This window comes from Kitasatospora griseola (assembly GCF_014648555.1).
Lineage (GTDB): Bacteria > Actinomycetota > Actinomycetes > Streptomycetales > Streptomycetaceae > Kitasatospora > Kitasatospora griseola.
The window spans coordinates 183,848-187,092 of sequence record NZ_BMRI01000013.1; the positions used below are offsets into that span (position 1 = coordinate 183,848).

General features: G+C 74.5%; 5 protein-coding genes. All 5 read right to left on the reverse strand.

Going from position 1 to position 3,245, the window contains the following annotated elements; translation table 11 throughout:
* A partial coding sequence (locus tag IEZ12_RS18975; protein ID WP_229847675.1) for a Gfo/Idh/MocA family protein occupies positions 1-799 on the reverse strand: 799 nt, incomplete at its 3' end.
* Positions 800-926: 127 nt separating this feature from the next.
* Positions 927-1,313, reverse strand: coding sequence for a type II toxin-antitoxin system death-on-curing family toxin (locus IEZ12_RS18980; protein WP_229847676.1), 387 nt, complete (start codon positions 1,311-1,313; stop codon positions 927-929).
* Positions 1,310-1,453, reverse strand: coding sequence for a hypothetical protein (locus IEZ12_RS18985; RefSeq protein ID WP_189273052.1), 144 nt, complete (start codon positions 1,451-1,453; stop codon positions 1,310-1,312). Before IEZ12_RS18985 ends, IEZ12_RS18980 begins: the two co-directional genes overlap by 4 nt.
* Before the next feature lie 89 nt (positions 1,454-1,542).
* A complete protein-coding gene (locus IEZ12_RS18990) occupies positions 1,543-2,475 on the reverse strand; it encodes a LysR family transcriptional regulator (RefSeq protein WP_189273053.1) in 933 nt (310 codons plus the stop codon).
* A 170-nt stretch (positions 2,476-2,645) separates the two neighbouring features.
* Positions 2,646-3,245, reverse strand: a 600-nt coding sequence (locus IEZ12_RS38690; RefSeq protein ID WP_229847677.1) for an aminotransferase class I/II-fold pyridoxal phosphate-dependent enzyme, incomplete at its 5' end; no start/stop codon positions are given.

The window sequence follows — 3,245 nt, forward strand, 5'->3', positions numbered from 1 at the left end:
CGCGCTGGCGGGCGACCGGCACCCAGTCGCCGCGGCGGCGGACGGTGGGCTGGCCCTTGTGGTCGATCACCTCGGCGAGGTTGTGGACCTCGCGCTTGGAGTCGGCGCCGGACACTTCGAGGATCTCCTCGGTGGAGCCGGACACCCGGTTCATCAGGCCGAGCGCGGTGAAGCCCTGGCCGGCCAGCGTGAGCACGACGTGCTCGACCAGTCCGTCGCGGGTGCGGGAGCGGACGTCGACGTGCTCGATCTCGCCGGGGGCGAGGAATCGCAGGGTGTCCACCACGTGGATGAAGTCGTCGTAGACCAGGGTGCGGGCCTGCTCGGGCAGCCCTTCGCGGTGCTTCTGGAGGACGATCAGGTCGCGCGGGCGTTCGGCGGCCAGCAGGTAGCCGGGGGCGTGGCGCCGGTTGAAGCCGACCATCAGCGAGCGGCCGGTGGTCCGGGCCAGGTCGACCAGGTGGCGGGCGCCGTCCAGGTCGTAGGCGAGGGGCTTGTCCACGTACACGTCGACGCCGCGGGTGAGCAGCTTCTCGACGATCGGGACGTGCTGGTCGGTGGCGGCGTGCACGAACGCGGCCCGGATGCCGGAGTCGATCAGTTCGTCCAGGTCGGTGGTCCGGAACGGGATCCGGTGGGCGTCGCCGATCCGGTCCAGCTTGGCCGCGTCCCGGGTCATCAGCCGCAGGTCCAGGCCTGGTTGGGCGGTGAGGACCGGCAGGTACGCCTTCTGCGCGATGTCGCCGAGCCCGACGACGCCGATCGGAAGGGCGGTGCGGTCGGTCTCGTGATCGCTCATCTGGGCACTCCTGCGGGGTCGGTGACGGTCGGCGGACCAACCGGCAGCATATGCCAGACCCGTGTTGAGCAGTCCGGACAGGAGTGGCCGGACCCGGCGGTGCGGAGCGCCGGGCCCGATCGGGCGGTCAGTGGGACAGCATGCGGCGGAAGTCGGCGACCGCGTCCGCCGGTCGGCCCGCGTAGCCGCCCTGGGCGAGGCGCAGCACGAAGTCGACGGCGGCGTCGGGGTGCGGGTCGGTGTAGGGCTGGTGGTTGTAGTCGAGGAACAGCAGCATCGACTCGAAGGCGGTGCGCTTGTTCCGGTCCGTCATGGGGTGGTTGCGGGAGAGGGATTCGCCGAGGGCGACCGCCTTGGTCCACACGTCCGGGTAGGCGTCGGCGCCGAGCACCGAGGCCCGGGGGCGGCCCAGCGCGGACTGCAGCAGGGAGTGCTCGCGGACGGTGGCGACCTCGCCCAGCAGGTGGCCGATGTCGTCCTCGTCGAGGTAGTCGGTCGGCTGCCCGGGGCTCACAGGTCGGCCAGCCTCTCCAGCGTCTCCGCGTTGGCCGCGCGTATCCGCGCCACCAGGGCGGCCCGCCGTTCGACGCGCTGCTCGGGCGCCCAGGCGAGAGCGCGCGGATCCCGCTGTCGGTCCTGCTCCTGCCGCTCCATCGTGGCGCCCCCTCCCGGTATCGTTCGTTCGGGCACCGACGGTAGTGGGCGCGGCGGCGGCCGTCGAACGATTTTCCGGTGGCGGTCCGTCAGGCCCGTTGGACGGCGGGCCGGTCGAGGTGGGCGGCGGCGTCGGCGAGGGCGTGCAGCACGGGCCGGATCAGCGGGTGGAGTTCGGCGCCGGCCCGGGTCGCCGCGAACACCTTGCGGGTGGCGAGGGCGCTGTCGACGGGGCGGACGGCGACCCGGCCGAGGTCGGTGCCGCGCAGCGCGGATCGCGGGACGAGGGCGACGCCCGCGCCGGCCGAGGCGAGCGCGGTGACGGCGCTGAAGTCGTCGGAGGAGTGCACCAGGCGGGGCTGGAAGCCGGCGTTCTCGCAGGCCAGCAGGACCACGTCGTGGCAGGGGTTGCCGGGGTAGGGGCCGATCCACGGTTCGGCGGCGAGTTCGGCGACCGCGACGGGGCCGGTGCCGGCAGCCAGCGGGTGGCCGAGCGGGAGGACGGCGTCGAAGGGCTCGGCGTACAGCGCGAGCCGGGTGAGTCGCCGGTCGTCGGGCCGGGGCGCGCCGCGGTACTCGACGGCGACGGCGATGTCGGCGCGGCCGTCGAGCAGCATCGGCAGGCTGGCGTCGCCCTCGGCGTCGAGCGCCTTGACCCGCAGGCCGGGGTCGGTGCCGGCGAGGGCGGCGATGGCGGGGGCGAGGACCATGGCGATGCCGGTGGCGAACGCGGCGACGGTGACTTCGCCGGCGGCGCCGGAGCTGTAGGCGGCCAGGTCGGCCTCGGCGCGTTCCAGTTGGGCGAGGACGGCGTCGGCGTGGCCGAGCAGGATCTCGCCGGCGGCGGTGAGGCGGACGCCCCGGCCGTCCCGGACCAGCAGGGTGTGGCCGGTCTCCTGTTCGAGGGCGGCGAGCTGCTGGGAGACGGCGGAGGGGGTGAGGTAGAGCGCGGCCGCCGCGGCGGTCACGGTCCGGTGGTCGGCCACGGCCCGCAGGGTCCGCAGCCGTCGTGCGTCGATCACGGGTCAATTCTGCCAGCGCCGCGGGGGTGCTCCGAACGGGTGCGCGGAGGTGGCGCGGGGAGCCGGGGGGTGGCTCCCCGCGCCTCGGCGGGCCGCCGGGGGATGGGAGGGTGGCGGCCCGTCCGGGGGACGGCGCGGACTGAGGGTTGCTCCGCGCCTGGCCTGGGGTCCTACTCGCCGAGCGCGGCCCGGGCGTCGATGAACGCGGCGACGGCGCGCTCGACGTCCTCGGTGCTGTGCGCGGCGGACAGCTGGACCCGGATCCGGGCGGCGCCGTGCGGCACCACCGGGTAGGAGAAGCCGATCACGTAGACGCCGCGCTCCAGCAGCAGCTCGGCGAGGCGTCCGGCCTTGGCGGCGTCGCCGATCATGACCGGGGCGATCGCGTGCTCGCCGGGCAGGATCTCGAATCCGGCCTCGGTCATCTTCGTGCGGAACAGCGCGGTGTTGGCGGCCAGCTTGGCCCGCAGGTCGCCGCTGGTCTCCAGCAGGTCGAGCACGGTGAGCGAGGCGGCGGCGATCACCGGGGCGAGCGAGTTGGAGAACAGGTACGGGCGGGAGCGCTGGCGCAGCAGGGCGACGATCTCGCGGCGGGCGGCGACGTAGCCGCCGGAGGCGCCGCCGAGGGCCTTGCCGAGGGTGCCGGTGATGATGTCGACGCGGTCCATCACGCCGTGCAGCTCGGGGGTGCCGCGGCCGGTGGGGCCGACGAAGCCGACGGCGTGCGAGTCGTCGACCATGACCATGGCGTTGTAGCGGTCGGCGAGGTC

Coding starts and splice junctions, on each gene's coding strand:
- IEZ12_RS18985 (WP_189273052.1), bottom strand. CDS start 1,453: ATGGAGCGGCAGGAGCAGGACCGACAGCGGGATCCGCGCGCTCTCGCC.